This is a genomic window from Streptomyces inhibens (assembly GCF_022221585.1).
Lineage (GTDB): Bacteria > Actinomycetota > Actinomycetes > Streptomycetales > Streptomycetaceae > Streptomyces > Streptomyces inhibens.
The window spans coordinates 7,713,229-7,729,134 of record NZ_CP084681.1; the positions used below are offsets into that span (position 1 = coordinate 7,713,229).

Annotated in this window: 16 protein-coding genes; 13 read left to right on the plus strand and 3 right to left on the minus strand. The window is 72.4% G+C overall.

The annotated features are described in order from the left end of the window. The first annotated feature begins 18 nt into the window (after nt 1–18). Nucleotides 19–1,413 carry a hypothetical protein gene (locus KI385_RS34595; protein ID WP_238575985.1) on the plus strand — a complete coding sequence of 465 codons (1,395 nt, stop codon included), beginning with the start codon at nt 19–21 and terminating at the stop codon, nt 1,411–1,413. Nucleotides 1,414–1,420: 7 nt separating this feature from the next. Here the strand turns inward: KI385_RS34595 and KI385_RS34600 are convergent, their stop codons facing one another. Further along, nucleotides 1,421–1,693, minus strand: coding sequence for a hypothetical protein (locus KI385_RS34600; protein ID WP_381396613.1), 273 nt, complete (start codon nt 1,691–1,693; stop codon nt 1,421–1,423). Nucleotides 1,694–1,868: 175 nt separating this feature from the next. Between KI385_RS34600 and KI385_RS34605 the strand changes: the two genes are divergently transcribed. Then, nucleotides 1,869–2,408, plus strand: coding sequence for a MarR family winged helix-turn-helix transcriptional regulator (locus KI385_RS34605; RefSeq protein WP_238575986.1), 540 nt, complete (start codon nt 1,869–1,871; stop codon nt 2,406–2,408). 12 nt (nt 2,409–2,420) lie between these two features. Here KI385_RS34605 and KI385_RS34610 read toward each other — a convergent pair whose 3' ends face one another. Continuing rightward, a complete protein-coding gene (locus tag KI385_RS34610) occupies nt 2,421–3,614 on the minus strand; it encodes a serine hydrolase domain-containing protein (protein WP_238575987.1) in 1,194 nt (397 codons plus the stop codon). 651 nt (nt 3,615–4,265) lie between these two features. On the opposite strand from KI385_RS34610, the gene KI385_RS34615 reads away from it, so the two are divergent. Both KI385_RS34615 and KI385_RS34620 read left to right on the plus strand, forming a co-directional pair. Beyond that, nucleotides 4,266–4,922 (plus strand): isochorismatase family protein, encoded by a 657-nt coding sequence (locus KI385_RS34615; protein ID WP_238577980.1) that lies wholly within the window; start codon nt 4,266–4,268, stop codon nt 4,920–4,922. Between the two features lie 21 nt (nt 4,923–4,943). After that, a complete protein-coding gene (locus KI385_RS34620; protein WP_238575988.1) occupies nt 4,944–5,327 on the plus strand; it encodes a VOC family protein in 384 nt (127 codons plus the stop codon). Between the two features lie 259 nt (nt 5,328–5,586). Here the strand turns inward: KI385_RS34620 and KI385_RS34625 are convergent, their stop codons facing one another. Continuing rightward, a complete protein-coding gene (locus KI385_RS34625; RefSeq protein ID WP_238575989.1) occupies nt 5,587–6,408 on the minus strand; it encodes a lipase family protein in 822 nt (273 codons plus the stop codon). A 225-nt stretch (nt 6,409–6,633) separates the two neighbouring features. Between KI385_RS34625 and KI385_RS34630 the strand changes: the two genes are divergently transcribed. The 9 genes from KI385_RS34630 (at nt 6,634) to KI385_RS34670 (ending at nt 15,815) form a co-directional block, all read left to right on the plus strand. Further along, nucleotides 6,634–7,020, plus strand: coding sequence for a hypothetical protein (locus KI385_RS34630; RefSeq protein WP_238575990.1), 387 nt, complete (start codon nt 6,634–6,636; stop codon nt 7,018–7,020). Nucleotides 7,021–7,644: 624 nt separating this feature from the next. Continuing rightward, nucleotides 7,645–8,223 (plus strand): (2Fe-2S)-binding protein, encoded by a 579-nt coding sequence (locus tag KI385_RS34635; protein WP_238577981.1) that lies wholly within the window; start codon nt 7,645–7,647, stop codon nt 8,221–8,223. Next, nucleotides 8,220–9,215 (plus strand): FAD binding domain-containing protein, encoded by a 996-nt coding sequence (locus KI385_RS34640; protein WP_238575991.1) that lies wholly within the window; start codon nt 8,220–8,222, stop codon nt 9,213–9,215. Before KI385_RS34635 ends, KI385_RS34640 begins: the two co-directional genes overlap by 4 nt. Before the next feature lie 57 nt (nt 9,216–9,272). Further along, complete coding sequence (locus KI385_RS34645) at nt 9,273–11,387, plus strand: xanthine dehydrogenase family protein molybdopterin-binding subunit (RefSeq protein ID WP_238575992.1); 2,115 nt, start codon at nt 9,273–9,275, stop codon at nt 11,385–11,387. Between the two features lie 175 nt (nt 11,388–11,562). Further along, nucleotides 11,563–12,105, plus strand: a complete 543-nt coding sequence (locus tag KI385_RS34650; RefSeq protein WP_238575993.1) for an ATP-binding protein — start codon at nt 11,563–11,565, stop codon at nt 12,103–12,105. Nucleotides 12,106–12,242: 137 nt separating this feature from the next. After that, a complete protein-coding gene (locus tag KI385_RS34655; protein ID WP_238575994.1) occupies nt 12,243–12,698 on the plus strand; it encodes a hypothetical protein in 456 nt (151 codons plus the stop codon). 204 nt (nt 12,699–12,902) lie between these two features. Beyond that, a complete protein-coding gene (locus KI385_RS34660; RefSeq protein ID WP_238575995.1) occupies nt 12,903–13,274 on the plus strand; it encodes a hypothetical protein in 372 nt (123 codons plus the stop codon). Nucleotides 13,275–13,356: 82 nt separating this feature from the next. Beyond that, nucleotides 13,357–14,541: a PLP-dependent cysteine synthase family protein gene (locus KI385_RS34665; protein ID WP_238575996.1), complete on the plus strand. Its 1,185-nt coding sequence runs from the start codon at nt 13,357–13,359 to the stop codon at nt 14,539–14,541. A gap of 5 nt (nt 14,542–14,546) precedes the next feature. Beyond that, nucleotides 14,547–15,815 (plus strand): MFS transporter, encoded by a 1,269-nt coding sequence (locus KI385_RS34670; RefSeq protein WP_425357011.1) that lies wholly within the window; start codon nt 14,547–14,549, stop codon nt 15,813–15,815. The last annotated feature ends 91 nt before the right edge of the window (nt 15,816–15,906 follow it).

Genomic DNA, 15,906 nt, shown 5'->3' on the forward strand with positions numbered 1-15,906 from the left:
GAGACGACGCCTCCGCGTGTGACCCCCGAAGAACGCGCCGTGCGCCGCGCCGATCTGCTGGCCGCCACGGCCGGCGCCCTGCTCGTCGTCGTCGCCGCGGTCGTCGGCACCGTCATCGAGCGTGCCAACGGCAGCCTGCACGTCAACTGGCCGCCGCTGTACGCCTCGTGGTTCCCGCACCTCGGCCCGGGCACCCCCGCCGCGCTCGCCGTCGCCGTCCTCGTGATCGCCTACGGGCCGCCGCTCGCCGCCCGGCTGCCCTGGCGCACCCTCGTCCTTGCGGGCTGGGCGGCCTCGATGGCCTGGACATGGTCGCTGGCCCTGATCGACGGCTGGCAGACCGGTGTCGCCCGTCGGCTCACCACCGAGTACGAGTATCTGACGGTCATCCGCCGCTTCGACGATCCCGTCCCGGCGCTGCGTGACTTCACCCACCACATCCTCAACAACGCACCGGACCACTGGCCCGCCCATGTCGCGGGCCATCCGCCGGCCGCAGTGCTCACCTTCGTCGGCCTGGACCGCATCGGGCTGGGCGGCGGCGCCTGGGCCGGCATCTGGTGCATCACCGTCGGCACCTCCGCCGCGGCCGCGGTCCTCATCGCGCTGCGCGCCCTCACCGATGAGCCGACCGCACGCCGGGCCGCCCCCTTCCTCGTACTGGTCCCGGCCGCCGTCTGGATCGGCACCTCCGCGGACGGCTACTTCGCCGCCGTCGCCGCCTGGTCCCTGGCGCTCCTCGCGCTCGCCGCGACCCGCCGCACCCTCCCTCAGCCACCGCCGGGAGGTGCCCCCCTCCGCGCGGCCGCCGCCCTGGCCTCCGGGCTCCTCCTCGGCCTGACCTGCTATCTCTCCTACGGCCTCACCCTGATCGTGCTGATCGCCGCGGCGGTGCTGCTGATCACGGGTAACGCGCGCCCGCTGCCCCTGCTCCTGGCCGGGGCGGCGGCCGTCGCGGCGGTCTTCACCCTCGCCGGATTCAACTGGTGGGAGGGCTATCACCTGCTGGTCGAGCGCTACTACCAGGGCGCCGCCGGGGTCCGCCCGTACGCGTACTGGGTGTGGGGCAACCTCGCCTGCGCCGTCCTGATCACCGGCCTGGCGACGGTGGCCGGTCTGCGCCGCGCCCTGGCGGCCGCGCCCACCGCCCTGCGCCGGCTGCGCCCGTCCGCCGGGCCGCTGCGCACCCCGTCCGACCGGCTGGTGGTGCTCGTCCTGGCCGCGCTGCTCGCCCTGCTGGCCGCCGATCTCTCCGGGATGAGCAAGGCGGAGACCGAACGCATCTGGCTCCCCTTCGCCGTCTGGCTGCCGACGGCCTGTGCCCTGCTGCCCGCAGCCCGCCGGCGCCCCTGGCTGACGGCGCAGGCGGCACTCGCTCTCCTGCTCAACCACCTGCTCTACACCGGATGGTGACGGTGCGTCAGTGATAGAAGGGGAGATAGGTGAGGTAGGTGGTATTGACCGAGTTCACCCGGCCGGGGCGCAGGATCCGGATCGGGCCGCGGTTGCAGGACGGGCAGTCGGCGCGGACCAGCGGGGAGGGGACCCGGACGCCGCGGGTGAAGTAGTCGGAGCGCCGGTGGCCGGCCAGATCCGTGGTGTGCCGGATCTCGTACTCCTCTTCCCAGCCGTGTCCGCAGTGCAGACAGACGAATGCATACGCCTCGTGAACCGCCTCGGTGTCCCGTTCCATGGTCACCACGCCCTCTCCCCGGGCCAGTCGCGCTCGCGCCGGCGCCGGATGCCTGCCGCACCTTCCATTATTGCGCCGTGCAAGGGAGATCGCGGGCGGGAGATTTCCGGACCGCCGACGGCCGCCGACAGGGCCTGCCACCAGGCACGATGCCGTCACCGGGTATAAAGGCGCCATGGGGCACGACGCGCACGGCGCACCGCGGCCGGCCGGGGCGGCCGCTCCCGGCGAGGATCTCGACCACGATGTCGAGGAGGTCATCGCCGCCGTGCTGACCGCCTCCCGGCTGCTGGTCGGCATCTCTGTCCGGGCGCTCGCCCGGACAGAGCCCTCCCTCACCCTGCCCCAGCTGCGGGCCCTGGTGGTGCTGGACAGTCAGGGCCCGGTCAAGCTCGCCTCGCTGGCCGGCGCCCTGGGCGTCAATCCGTCCACCGCGATGCGGATGGTGGACCGGCTGGAGGCGGCCGGCAGCGTCGTCCGGCAGGCCAATCCCGGCAACCGGCGAGAGGTCGTACTGAGCCTGACGGCGAAGGGCCGCGATCTCGTCGAGCGGGTGCTCGGCGACCGGCATGCGGAGATCGCCAAGATCGTGGCCCGGCTGCCGGCCGATCGGCGCGCCGGGCTGATCGACTCGCTGCGCGCCCTCACCGACGCCGCGGGCGAGCCTCCACTCGCCCCGAGGCCGGCGCCGCCGCCCGAAGCGGCCGCTCCGTAGGCAGCCCGGGCCTCAGCCGCGGGCCCGGGCCAAGGACTCGTACACCGCCGTGACCAGGCCGCTGTTGCGCGGGTCGTCGCCCGTCGTGCCACCGCCGTACTTGTTCATGGCGTACGCGTACGACAGCCGGTTCTCCGGATCCGCGAAGGCCCACGAGCCGCCCGCGCCGCCGTGCCCGAACGCCCGCGGGTTGGGCCCCGAATGCCTCTGGTGGTTGAGCATGTAGCCAAGGCCCCAGCGGTGCTCGTAGCCGGCGGGGGCGAGCGCGTCGATGGCCAGATCGCGCTCGCCCGGCAGGCTCTGCGACCGGCGCATCGCCTCCAGGGTGCCGGGGCCGACGAGCTTGCCGCCGGCCAGCGCGCCGTACACCGTCGCCAGCCCATGGGCGGAGGCATGCGCATTGCCCGCCGGGATCTCCGCCGAGCGGTAGGCGGCGCTGTTGACATCGCCGGTGGGGATGTACGTCAGCGCCAGCATCACGGTCGCCAGCGGATGGTCCGAGAGCGACCGGAACGGCGGCTTGGGCACACCCGGGAACCGCTCGGCGATCCGCGCCTCGTCCAGCTGCCCGACCATGTCCGCACAGTGGGCGTGCTCCTCGGCGGGCGTGCCGATGAACACCCGCGCGCCCAGCGGTTCGGTGATCTCGCTGCGCAGGAACGCACCGAGGGACTGCCCGGTGATCCGCCGTACGACCTCGCCGACGAGGTAGCCGAAGGTCACCGCGTGATAGCCCTGCGCGGTGCCCGGCTCCCACCACGGCTCGGTGGCCGCCAGGGTGGCGCAGACATGGTCCCAGTCGTAGGCGCGCCCCGCGGACAGCGGCTCCCGGGGTGCGATCAGGCCGGCGCGGTGGCTGAGCAGCCAGCGCACGGGTATGTCCTGCTTGCCGGCCTGCGCGAACTCCGGCCAGTAGCGGGCCACCGGCGCATCGAGGTCCAACTCGCCGCGGTCCGCGAGGAGATGGGCGCACAGCGCGGTCATCCCCTTGGACGTCGAGTAGACATTGACGAGCGTGTCGTGCTCCCAGGCCCGGGTCCCGGCCGCGTCCGTATGGCCGCCCCACAGGTCGACCACCGCCTCGCCGTCCACGGTCACCGTGACCGCCGCGCCGACATCGCCGTGCACGCTGAAGTTCCGCTCGAAGGCTTCCCGTACGCGTGCGAAGCCCGGGGCGCAGTGGCCGTTGACGGTGGCTCGTTCCACGGTGTCTCCTCGCGTCGTCCGTGTGCGGTCATCCGTGCGCCGGAACGTCCGTACGCGCGTACGTCGTCCCGTACGGGATGATCCGTCCACGTCGATGCCGTGGCAACAATGTGAGCCGGACGGCTCAGCGGCGCGTGTCCGGACAGGACCGGCGGCGCACCGGCACGCCCTCGCCCCGTGAACCGGTTGCGGGACGGGTCTGTGCACGACTGGTGAGGGTGGGGCGGGCGGGGTGCGGTGGATGGGACCGGGGCGGGGTGGACCGGCCGGGGCGGGCGGTCGGGGCGGGCGGCCGGTCGGGCGGTCGGGTTCGGTTCGGTGGCCTGATTCGGCCGCGGCCGATGATCAACGGCTGGCGAGGCGCGCACCATGGTCACCATGACCACGAGCGAGACCGATACCGCCGGCATGGGTGACACCTCCGGCATGGCCGACACCTCCGGCACGGGCGACAACGAGACCGGGACCACGACGAAGTCCGCGACGGCGACAGGGACCGGGACCACGACGAAGTCGGCGACGGCGACAGGAACAGGGACAGGGACAGGGACAGCGACAGGGACAGCGACAGGGGCAGCGACAGGGGCAGCGACAGGGGCGGCGACCGCGGCCGTGAACCCGATCGGCCCCGTCGTGGGTCCCGTCGGCCCCATCGGCTCCGCCGAGCCCGTCCATCCCGTTCAACCCGTCGAGGCCCTTCTCCTCGTCGACCTCCAGTCGGCCTTCGTCGCGGGCGACGAGGCGGTGCCCGACGCGGCGCGGGTGCTCGACCGGAGCCGCGGCCTGCTCACCCGGGCCCGCGCCGCCGGAGCCCTCGTCGTACATCTGCAGAACGACGGCGCGCCCGGAACCGTCGACGAGCCGCACACCCCCGGCTGGGAGCTCCACCTGCCCGTCGAGCCGGGGCCCCGCGAGGCCGTGATCCGCAAGACGGAGGACGATGGCTTCGAGGGCACCCCGCTGGGTGCTCTGCTCACCGACGCCGGTGTCGAGGAGCTGGCCATCTGCGGGGTGCTCTCCGAGATGTGCGTCAGTGCGACCGCCCGCACGGCCCTGGCCCGCGACTTCCGCGTCGTCCTGCCGCACGACGCGCATGCCACCTACGACATCCCCGCGGCGTCCGGTATCAGCGATGTCGTCCCGGCAGCGATGTCGTCCCGCGCCGCGGAATGGGCTCTGGGAGACGAGGTCGAGATCATCGCCCAAGCCGCCGATGTCACCTTCACCGCCTCCCACCCCGGTTCACCGTCGCCCACCCCGACCGATGAATCAGCGCCCCGTGCGCGGTCTACCTCACCGACCCCATAGGCCCCGCAACCGGAGGACACCATGTCTGCCACCACACCAGCCGCCCCCGCCGCCATCCAGCCGGTGATCGTCACCCCTGACGTCGACCGGCTCCAGGCCTTCTACCGCGACCTGCTCGGCGCCGAGGAATTCACCCGTGTGCCGGAGGAGGGTCCGGTCTTCTTCCTCGGGCTACGGCTCGGCGACTCGGAGCTGGGCATCGTCGCGGACAAGGGCGTCGCGACCGGCACCCCGACCCGGATCCTGCTCAGCATCGTCGTCAAGGACGTGGACCAGCTCCTGGACCGTGTCGCGCCCCTCGGCGGCAAGGTGCTCGGCCCGGCCAACGACATGCCGTGGGGCCACAGGGTCGCCCACATCGAGGACCCGGACGGCAACGCGGTCAACCTCACCCAGCCGATCTGACGGGGACCACGGCCACCTGACCGGGATGACGGCCAACGGCCACCTGACCGGGATGACGGCCAACGGCCACCTGACCGGGATAACGGCCAACGGCCACCTGACCGGGATGACGGCCACCTGACCGGGGCGAGGGCTGCCGGGCCGGGGCGAGGGCCGCCGGGCCGGGGCGAGGGCCGCCGGGCCGGGGCGGCGGTTGCAGGGCCGCCGGGCCGGGGCGACGGTTGCAGGGTCGTCGGGGGGCGGAGCGGCTCGGCAGCCGTCAGTTCAGATTCGTCTCCAACGCGTTGACATACGCGTCCATGAAGTGATCGCGGACGCCGTCGGAGGCGGGTGCAAGGACGTCGGCGGTGAGGCCCTTGGCGTGGTCGAACAGGCCGCTGAGCACCGGCATGGTGTTGTGGATGGCGCCCTTGGAATCGATGTAGCGCAGCGCCGAGACATGGTGGAAGGCGGGCTCCGGGGGGAGATGGGGCACGATGTCGTTGTTGTTCACGAAGCGGTACATGCGATCCGAGAAGGCCGTGTTGAACTCCTGGGACAGCAGCCGGTCACAGGTGCGCGGCTGGCCGAAGGTGTACACACCGTTGGCGGTCACATGCGGCTCTTCGAAGTGCAGCCAGGCGCCGGCCAGCATCGCCAGCGCCCCGCCGAGGCTGTGGCCGGTGAACCACACCGTCTGACCGTTGTCGCGGAACTCGTCGACCGCGGCGCGGACCTGCGGCCAGACGGCTTCCAGCGCCTCGCCGAAGCCGTAGTGGATGTACCCCTTGCCGCCGGGGCCGGGCCACGGCGGCGTCGTGGCGTCGGACAGCCAGTCGCGCAGATTCGTCGGCTCCGTACCCCGGAAGCCAGTGATGATCATGTTGCGGCCGCCGAGGGTGTACGCCTGGGTGTCCTCCAGCGGGAACGGTGGGCGGAACCGGGTGTGGTGGTGGCGCACCCGGTCGAAGCCCCAGTCACGGACGGTGACATCGATGGTCTCTTCGTCCTTGTAGGCGAGCGCGGCGGCGCGCGCCATGCAGAGCGCATGGCGGACGCTGTAGCCGGTGGCCTTCTGATCGACGGTGGCGGCGCTGGTCAACGTGGACTCCTGATGAGGTCGCGGTCGCTGCGGTGCAAAGCGGTGCAAGGCCCTTCGGTTACCGAGCGCTCGCACTGATTACAGACAGTAACTCCATCGCATGGCGCTGTGCCGTAGCGCCCGTTCAAACCACTCGTTCGAGCCTCCGGTCGCACACACCGGGCCGTGGGGCGAGCCTGGAAGCGTTCGGCTCCCGGAGGAAGGCCCACAGAGGAAGGCCCCACAGTGAACAGCGCGGAACAGGCGTCACACGCGGAACATGTATCGGCCGAGGTGGTGGTGGAGCTGGAGAGCTGTGCGACGCAGGACGCGCACGCCGTCTTCAGCGCGCTGCGTACCTCCTTCAGCTCCGACCGGGCCGCCGACGACGTGCCCGAGGAGGTGGCCGGGGCGGGATCGACCGTGTGGACCTCGACCTTCGACGTCAGCGACCTCAAGGGAAAGGCCGAGCCCCGGCGGCTGACCGCGCCCGTCATGGTCAGCCTCCAGGGCGGCTACTGGGCGGTCGACCAGCTGTGCAAGGCCCTGGAGCCCGCGTTCGCGGTGCACGTCCTCGGCATGGCGGCCGGCGACCAGGAGAAGGAGGTCGAACTACGGCTGGAATCCCGGTAACGACGAGCGGCGCGGGTGCCACGGCCCGAGCCCCCGCGGTACGGCTGCCACTGCCCGGCCCCTCGGTACGGCGTCACCGGACCGGCCCCTCGGTACGGCGTCACCGGACCGGCCCCTTCGGTACGGCGTCACCGGACCAGCCCCCTCGGTACGGCGTCACCGGACCAGCCCCCTCGATACGGGCCACCGGACCGGCCTCGCCGTATGGGGCCACTACACCCACACCGGCCCCGCATCACTACACCCGCCCCCAGCAGCACCCGCACCCGCATCACTACACCCGCCCACCCCCCCCGAAGGGGGGTGGGCGGCGGGGAAAAAACAAAAGGCGCAGCCGAAGCAACGGCGCGGGCCCGCAGCAACGGCGCGGGCCCGCAGCAACGGCGCGGGCCCGCAGCAACGGCGCGGGCCCGCAGCAACGGCGCGGGCCCGCAGCAACGGCGCGGGCCGGCAACAACGGCGCGGCCCAGTCGGCAATAACGCCGCGCGGTCGGCACCAATAGCGCACGGCGGCAACAACAGCCCCACCCCACCCCACCCCACCCCACCCCAAGCCCGGATTCGGAAAGGTATGAGCGAGTGGAGTCCACGCATCAGCCGGCGGACGCCGGTGGCAGCCGGTCGGTGAGCGATCAGTGCTCCGAGCTGGTTCTGTATGTCAACGGGAAGCCGCACACGCTGACCCTGGATCACCGGGCCACAGTCCTGGACGTGCTCCGTGAGGACCTCGGTCTCACCGGTGCCAAGAAGGGCTGCGATCACGGGCAGTGCGGCGCCTGCACGGTGCTCGTCGACGGGCGGCGCGCCAACAGCTGTCTGCTGCTGGCCGTGGCGCAGGACGGACGGCGGATCACCACCGTCGAGGGCCTGGCCGAGGGGGAGCGGATGCACCCCCTGCAGGAGGCCTTCCTGGAGCGGGACGCCCTGCAGTGCGGCTACTGCACCCCGGGCCAGATCTGTTCGGCCGTCGGGGTGCTGGCGGAGGCGGCGGACGGCTTTCCGTCGTATGTCACCCCGCCCGGCACCGGCTCCGGGGCTCCGGTCGAGCTCACCGACGATGAGATCCGCGAGCGGATGAGCGGAAATCTGTGCCGCTGCGGCGCGTATCCCCGGATCGTCGAAGCGGTCGGGGACGTCAGCGCCAGGGCCGGTACGGCCAGTTGGACGAGCGGCGGACCGGCCGGCCAGGGGGTGGCGTCATGAAGCCGTTCGGATATGTGCGGGCGGCGAGCATCGGCGAGGCGGTACGGGCCGCTGCCGGGCAGCCCGAGGCCCGTTTTCTCGGCGGTGGCACCAATCTCGTCGATCTGATGAAGCTGGGCGTGGAGACGCCGCGGCTGCTCATCGACGTCACCCGGCTGCCGCTCGACCGTATCGAGGAGCTGCCGGACGGCGGACTGCGGATCGGTGCGATGGTCCGCAACAGCGAACTCGCCGCGGCCGCCCCCGTACGCGACCGCTACCCCGTGCTGTCGCAGGCGCTGCTGGCCGGCGCTTCGGGGCAGCTGCGGAACACCGCGACCACCGGCGGCAATCTGCTGCAGCGCACCCGCTGTCTGTATTTCCAGGACACTTCCAAGCCCTGCAACAAACGTGAACCGGGCACCGGCTGTCCGGCACGTGACGGTGCCCATCGCGATCTCGCCGTACTGGGCCACTCCGAGCACTGTGTGGCCACCCAGCCGTCGGACATGGCGGTCGCGCTGGCCGCCCTCGACGCCACCGTTCACCTGCACGGCCCCGATGGCGAACGCACGGTGGCGGCGGCCGAGTTCCACCGGCTGCCCGGCGACAAGCCGGAGCGGGACACCGTGATCGGGGCCGGCGAACTGGTCACCTCCGTTCAGCTTCCGCCGGCGGGCCCCGGCATGTACTCGCGCTACCGCAAGGCCCGCGACCGCGCCTCGTTCGCCTTTGCGCTCGTCTCCGTCGGCGCCGTACTGGAAGTGCGGGACGGCGTCGTCCGGCATGCGGCGCTGGCCTTCGGCGGGCTTGCGCACCGGCCGTGGCGGGCCCGTGCGGCCGAGGAGGTGCTGTACGGCGCGCCCGCCACCGAGGAGACCTTCGCCCGCGCCGCCGACGCCGAACTCGCCGCCGCCCGGCCGCTGCGCGACAACGGTTTCAAGGTCCCGCTGGCCCGGAATCTCGCCGTCGGCGTGCTCGCCGATCTGGCGGACCGGGCCGCCCGTAGTTGACGACGTCCGGACACCGGCAGTACCCGACCCCTCGCCCCCGACCCAAGGACGCGCGCCATGAGCCCCGACCCGTTCCCGCTCGGCCCCCACCCGCACCCCCTGGGCGCCCCGCTCGTCCGCCGGGAAGGCCGGGAGAAGGTGACCGGCACCGCCCGTTACGCCGCCGAACACACCCCGCCGGGCTGCGCCTACGGCTGGCCGGTACCCGCGACCGTCGCCCGGGGCCGGATCACCGCCGTGGACACCGCCGAGGCCCTCGCGCTGCCGGGGGTGTGCGCGGTGCTGACCCATGAGAACGCGCCCCGCCTCGCGGCCATCGACGACCCGACGCTCTCGGTGCTCCAGGAGGACCGGGTACCGCACCGCGGCTGGTATGTCGCGCTCGCCGTCGCCGACAGTCTCGAAGCCGCCCGCGCCGCCGCCGAGGTCGTCCGCGTCACCTACGAGACCGGCGAGCACGACGTAGGGCTGAGTGCCGACCATCCGCGCCTGTACGAGCCGGAGACGGCCAACGGCGGCTACCCGGGAACCCGGGAACGTGGCGACTTCGAGGGGGCGTTCGCCGCCGCGCCCGTCACCGTCGACGCCACCTACACCGTGCCCCCGCTGCACAACCACCCCATGGAACCGCACGCCTCCACCGCCCGGTGGACCGACGGCCATCTCACCGTCCATGACTCCAGCCAGGGCTCCACCCGGGTGTGCGAGGACCTCGCCGCGCTGTTCAAGCTGGACAAGGACGAGGTCACCGTGGTCTCCGAGCATGTCGGCGGCGGCTTCGGCTCCAAGGGGACGCCGCGCCCCCAGGCCGTGCTGGCCGCGATGGCCGCGCGCCACATCGGGCGCCCGGTCAAGGTGTCCCTGCCGCGCCGCGAGATGCCCGCGGTCGTCGGCCATCGCGCGCCCACCGTCCAGCGGGTCCGCCTCGGCGCGCGCGATGACGGTGTGATCACCGCCCTCTCGCACGAGATCGCCACCCACACCTCCACCGTCAAGGAGTTCGTCGAGCAGGCCGCGGTCCCGGCCCGCATCATGTACACCTCGCCGAACAGCCGCACCGTGCACCGCGTCGTCCCGCTCGACGTACCGAGCCCCTCGTGGATGCGTGCTCCAGGCGAGGCCCCCGGGATGTACGCCTTGGAGTCGGCCGTCGACGAACTCGCCGTCCTCCTGGACATCGACCCCGTCGAACTGCGGATGCGCAACGAACCGGACACCGAGCCGGACAGTGACCGCCCCTTCAGCAGCCGGCACCTCGTCGACTGTCTGCGGGAAGGCGCCGAGCGCTTCGGCTGGCTGCCCCGGGACCCGCGTCCGGCCGTACGCCGCCAGGGCGATCTGCTGCTGGGCACCGGCGTCGCGGCCGCCACCTACCCCGTCCTGATCGTCGCCTCCGACGCCGAGGCGCACGCCGACGCCGACGGCAGCTACCGCATCCGGGTGAACGCCACCGATATCGGCACCGGAGCCCGCACCGTCCTCGTACAGATCGCCGCGGCCGCGCTGAACGTCCCCGAGGACCGGATCCGGATCGAGATCGGCAGCAGCGATCTGCCGCCCGCGTTCCTGGCCGGCGGCTCCGCGGGCACCGGGTCCTGGGGCTGGGTGGTCCACAAGGCCTGTACGCAGCTGGTGGCGCGGCTGCGCGAGCACCACGGGCCGCTACCGGCCGAAGGGCTGACGGTCGCCGCGGACACCCGCGAGGAGACGGCCGAGCAGTCCCCGTACTCCCGGCACTCCTTCGGGGCCACCTTCGCCGAGGTCCAGGTCGACACCGCCACCGGAGAGATCCGGGTGCGCCGCATGCTGGGTGTGTACGCGGCCGGCCGGATCCTCAACTCCCGTACGGCGCGCTCCCAGTTCATCGGCGGTATGACCATGGGGCTGGGGATGGCGCTCATGGAGGGCAGCGGTCTGGACCCCGCATTCGGCGACTTCGCCGAATGCGATCTGGCCTCCTACCACGTGCCGGCCTGCGCGGATGTCCCGCTGATCGAGGCGTACTGGCTCGACGAGGAGGATCCGCACCTCAACCCCATGGGCAGCAAGGGGATCGGTGAGATCGGCATCGTCGGCACCGCGGCGGCCATCGGCAACGCCGTACGGCACGCCACCGGGGTCCGGCTGCGCGATCTGCCGCTCACTCCGGACAAGGTGCTGCGGCACCTGTGAGGCGGGCGGCCGGGCGGGTTTCCGGGGCTCCGGCGGCTCAAGATCTGTTGCGGATCCCGCGCCACGGGGTCACCATGACAAATGACCCATACGTGATTATTGCTCACTCTTCGTGTTCGGGGTTCGTTGGTCCAACGAGGTGAAGGGCGTGAGCCTCGCGGTGAGGAGCCACGACATGACACTTCCCAGCGACCGGCACTACACGGTCGAACTGCATGCTTCGGCGGAGCGTGTGCCGCAGATCCGGCGGATCCTGGCCGCGCATCTGCGGTATTGGAATCTTGAGCTGCATATCCCGCCCGTATGCCGGGGAGTGGCAGAACTCCTGATCAACGTCCATCGCCATATCGGCCCGGAGGCCCGGTGCGTCGTCGAACTCCGCTGGACCGGCCGCCACCTCACGGCCTCCGTCGCCGACGAGGGTCCACGGCTGCCGAAGCTGTCGAGCGCCGGTGGCGGCGGGCTCTCCAGAGTGGCGGCGCTGAGCGACAGTTGGGGCACCTGCGGCACTCCGGACGGCAAGGTCATCTGGTTCACCCGACGTGTCGAGGCGGCCCGCAAGAGCCCGCTGACCAGCCGCACCCCGCTGCGCAGCGTGCCCGACGCGAAGGGCCAGCCCGCGGTGCCGCCGGCCGTACCGGTCGAGCCGCTCGTCGAGCTCAGGCCCGAGGCCACCGCCGATACCGCCCCGGCGTCGTCCGCCGTGTCGCTCGTCTGATGCCCGTTTGACACACCCTCCCCGAGGGCGGCGAGGCGTGCACACGCACCCACGTTACGCCTCGCCAACAGGCTGATATCCGTCTGCCGGGCGGCGGGATACCGGCAACGGCCGCCCACCGCGGTTACGATCACGGCATGGCAACGGCTCGGTCGATCAACGGCATGCAACGGAACCGCGGTTCAGCGGTTCCGTTTCGTCTGCTGTGGCTGGCCGCGTTGCTGATCAGCGTGCTGGTCGCGCACGGCGCGCGGGCGGAGAGCGCCGAGGGCCATCTGGTGAGCGCCGTGCCGGTCGCGGCTTCCTCGGCTGCCGCCGCGGACTCCGGTGGCTGGCTCGCTCCCGAGGACAGCGGTCACACCGAGCATCCAGAGCATCCAGGGCACCCCGGCCACCCCGGGCACCACTCCGACGAGCTGTGTGTGTCGGCCCCGCCGCAACAGGGCGCCGCAGTGGCGCTTCCGTGCGTCACGCCCGTGGCGGGCTCCTCCCGGAGCGCGCCGATGCCGGTCCGTTCCGGGGCACCCGACGGCGCCTCCGCCGCCCTTCCTCCACTGAGAAGCACAGCGGGCTCCGTCATTCAGCAGGTCTAGATTTCCGGCCAATTCCGGATCACCCCCTGCTGATTTCGCCTGCCCGCGTGCGTGCCCCGCACGGCGCGGCGGCAGTCTCACGGAGGACCCGTGCCGTTCCGCGTCCTGTTGCGCATTCCGTTCCGTTTCCGTGGTGGCGCCCCTTCCCGTTACCGCCACTTCCGTGGTGGCGCCCCGTCCTCTTCCCCTTCCCGTCGCTGCTCCTTGACGCTCGCTCTGCTCCTTGTCGTCGGCCTGTTGTCGGCGGCGTTGCCGTGCTTCGACGGTGCCGAGGGGCATCACCATGCGGCCGGCCCGGCGGCGGCCTCGTCGGTGCGGGTCGCGCCCGTGGCCGCAGCGTCGGCGGAGGAGGGCGGCGGGCACGTCGACCCCGAGTGTGTGTCCGGGCCGTCCGGCCACATCCCGCAGGGGCGGCCGACCGCGGAGGCGGCGGGGCCCGGCGCGCCTGCCGTCCTCGGGGGAGCCGTGCGCATCGCCGCGGCCCGGCGGGCGACCGCGGGCGGCGGGGTCCCTTGGCACAGACCGGTGCGCAGCGGCCGGTCCACCCTCGCCGCCCTCTGTAGGTGCCGGATATAGGAGCCCGCGGTCGCGCCCGGCCACCCCGGCCGACGCGAGATGAGCTCCTCCGTCCACCCCACACACCGAACGAGAGCGAATCATGCACTCTCTCCCCACGACCGCCGGCTCCGTCTCCCCCGATCTCCCCGATGCCCCGACCCCGGGCCCCGCCCACGCCGCCGGTATCCCCGGCCTGGTCGGCAACACCCCGGTTCTGCACATCTCCGAGCCGCTCACCCCGCCCGGTCGCGGCTTCTGGGCGAAACTCGAAGGCCGCAACCCCGGCGGCATCAAGGACCGTCCGGGCCTCCACATGGTCGAACGTGCCCGCGCCCGCGGTGAGTTGCGGCCCGGCGCCCGGATCATCGAATCCACCAGCGGCACGCTGGGCCTCGGTCTGGCGCTCGCCGGGATGGTGTACGGCCATCCGGTCAGCCTGGTCACCGACCCGGGTCTGGAGCCGTCGATGACCCGGCTGCTGACCGCCTACGGCGCACAGGTCGAGCCGGTCCCCGAGCCGCATCCGTCCGGCGGCTGGCAGCAGGCCCGCCGCGACCGGGTGACCCAGCTGCTCGCCGCGCACCCCGGCTCGTGGTGCCCGGACCAGTACAACAACCCCGACAACACCACCGCCTATCTGCCGCTGGCGCTCGAACTCGCCTCCCAGCTGGGCCATATCGATGTCCTGGTGTGCAGTGTGGGCACCGGCGGGCACTCCGCAGGCGTGTCCCGGGTGCTGCGCCAGCTCTACCCGGAGCTGCGGCTCGTCGGCGTCGACACCATCGGCTCGACCATCTTCGGACAGCCCGCCCGCACCCGGCTGATGCGCGGGCTGGGTTCGAGCATCTATCCGCGCAATGTCGCCTACGACCAGTTCAGCGAGGTGCACTGGGTCGCACCGGGCGAAGCGGTGTGGACCTGCCGCCAGTTGGCGTCCTCGCACTACGCCACCGGCGGCTGGAGCGTCGGCGCGGTAGCCCTGGTCGCCGGCTGGCTGAGCCGCACCCAGCCGGCCGGCACCCGTATCGCGGCCGTCTTCCCGGACGGACCGCAGCGCTATCTGAGCACGGTGTACGACGACGACTTCTGCGCCGCCCATGGGCTGCTCGACGCGCCGCCGGCGGATGCGCCGGAGACCCTCGGCAGCCTGGGGGAGCGGGAGGTCACCGCCTGGAGCCGGTGCGCCGCGGTCGTCGATCCGCTCGGCCTGTCCGAGTCGGCCGGCCCCGCTCCCGCCGGTGCGCTCACCGTCGCGCCCGCCGACTCCGTGCGGGAGGTCCGGTGAAAGGCATGCTCACGCAGGTCCGTTCCTACGAGCGCAGTGTCCAGCTGCTGATGGCCAATCAGTTCACCATCAACCTCGGCTTCTACATGCTGATGCCGTATCTGGCCGCGCATCTGTCCGGGACGTTGGGCCTGGCCGGCTGGCTGGTCGGACTGGTCCTGGGGGTCCGTAACTTCAGCCAGCAGGGGATGTTCCTGGTCGGCGGCACGCTCGCCGACCGGTTCGGTTACAAGCCGCTGATCGTCGCGGGCTGTGTGCTGCGCACGCTCGGTTTCGCGATGCTCGGGCTGGTGGACACGCTGCCCGCGCTGCTGGCGGCGTCCGCGGCCACCGGGCTGGCCGGGGCGCTGTTCAACCCGGCGGTCCGGGCGTATCTGGCCGCCGCGGCGGGGGAGCGCAGGCTGGAGGCGTTCGCGCTGTTCAACGTCTTCTACCAGGCGGGGATCCTGCTCGGCCCGCTGGTGGGCATGGTGCTGACCGGAGTCAACTTCCGGGTCACCTGCCTGGTTTCGGCGGGAATCTTCGCGCTGCTGAGCATCGTGCAGATCCGCGCCCTGCCGGCGTGCGGGGACGGCGGCGGCCGGACGACGGGGGTGCTGTCCCAGTGGCGGGTCGTGCTCGCCAACCGGCCGTTCCTGCTGTTCTCGGGCGCCATGATCGGCTCGTATGTGCTGTCCTTCCAGGTCTATCTGGCGCTGCCGCTGGAGGTACGGCGGCTGGGCGGCGAGGGGGAGTTCGGTACGGCGGCGGTGGCGGTGCTGTTCGCGGTGTCCGGGCTGAGCACGATCCTGGGCCAGACCCGGGTGACCCGATGGTGCAAGGCCCGGATGGCAGCCGGCCGCGCCCTCGCCTGGGGCCTGTTGACCATGGGCCTGGCGTTCGTGCCGCTGCTGGCGGCCACGGCGCTGCCGGTGCCGGACGGGGGCCCCGGCCGCTGGGCGCTCGCGGCCGTACCGCCCGCGCTCTGTGCGCTGCTGCTCGCGATCGGCACGATGATCACCTACCCGTTCGAAATGGACACCATCGTCCGGCTCTCCGGTGACCGCCTGGTCGCCACCCACTACGGGCTCTACAACACCCTCTGCGGCATCGGCATCACGCTCGGCAATCTGCTCACCGGCGCCGCCCTGGACGCCTCCCGGTCGGCGGGTCTGCCCGCCCTGCCCTGGATCGCCCTCCCGGCACTGGGGCTGGCCTGCAGCGCCGCCCTGTACACGATGCACCGCACGGGCCGGCTGGCACCGCCCGCCGGGCTGAAGGTGGCGGTGGGCTGAGGGCTCCGGTGGCCGTCCCCGCCCGCCGGGGCCGGGACGGCCGTCGGCCCACCGCTCTCTTCGGTCCCGACCAGGGAGTTCGCCACGCGTA

What these genes read in the sequence shown, in the direction of transcription:
- KI385_RS34600 (WP_381396613.1), bottom strand. Translation starts at nt 1,693, where the DNA reads ATGGAACGGGACACCGAGGCGGTTCACGAGGCGTATGCATTCGTCTGT.
- KI385_RS34605 (WP_238575986.1), top strand. Translation starts at nt 1,869, where the DNA reads ATGGGGCACGACGCGCACGGCGCACCGCGGCCGGCCGGGGCGGCCGCT.
- KI385_RS34620 (WP_238575988.1), top strand. Translation starts at nt 4,944, where the DNA reads ATGTCTGCCACCACACCAGCCGCCCCCGCCGCCATCCAGCCGGTGATC.
- KI385_RS34640 (WP_238575991.1), top strand. Translation starts at nt 8,220, where the DNA reads ATGAAGCCGTTCGGATATGTGCGGGCGGCGAGCATCGGCGAGGCGGTA.
- KI385_RS34645 (WP_238575992.1), top strand. Translation starts at nt 9,273, where the DNA reads ATGAGCCCCGACCCGTTCCCGCTCGGCCCCCACCCGCACCCCCTGGGC.
- KI385_RS34650 (WP_238575993.1), top strand. Translation starts at nt 11,563, where the DNA reads ATGACACTTCCCAGCGACCGGCACTACACGGTCGAACTGCATGCTTCG.
- KI385_RS34655 (WP_238575994.1), top strand. Translation starts at nt 12,243, where the DNA reads ATGGCAACGGCTCGGTCGATCAACGGCATGCAACGGAACCGCGGTTCA.
- KI385_RS34665 (WP_238575996.1), top strand. Translation starts at nt 13,357, where the DNA reads ATGCACTCTCTCCCCACGACCGCCGGCTCCGTCTCCCCCGATCTCCCC.
- KI385_RS34670 (WP_425357011.1), top strand. Translation starts at nt 14,547, where the DNA reads ATGCTCACGCAGGTCCGTTCCTACGAGCGCAGTGTCCAGCTGCTGATG.